At 54.7% G+C, this 245-nt stretch carries 2 tRNA genes; both read left to right on the forward strand.

The window, feature by feature from the left end:
* The first annotated feature begins 19 nt into the window (after window positions 1-19).
* Window positions 20-96: transfer RNA gene (locus ACZYGA_RS16980), tRNA-Ile, on the forward strand.
* A 39-nt stretch (window positions 97-135) separates the two neighbouring features.
* Window positions 136-211 (forward strand) — tRNA-Ala (locus ACZYGA_RS16985).
* Window positions 212-245 lie beyond the last annotated feature (34 nt).

Below are 245 nucleotides of genomic sequence, written 5' to 3' on the forward strand. Positions count from 1 at the left end.
TTTATCGAGTAGTAGTGTCGGGTCTGTAGCTCAGTTGGTTAGAGCGCACCCCTGATAAGGGTGAGGTCGGCAGTTCAAATCTGCCCAGACCCACCAAAAGCTTCGTGCTTTTGTCGACACGGTTTGCCGACTTTTGGGGCCATAGCTCAGCTGGGAGAGCGCCTGCCTTGCACGCAGGAGGTCAGCGGTTCGATCCCGCTTGGCTCCACCATCAAGTTCCGGTTCAAGCTTCTACTACCTGATAA

Source organism: Cobetia sp. BL01 (assembly GCF_056493605.1).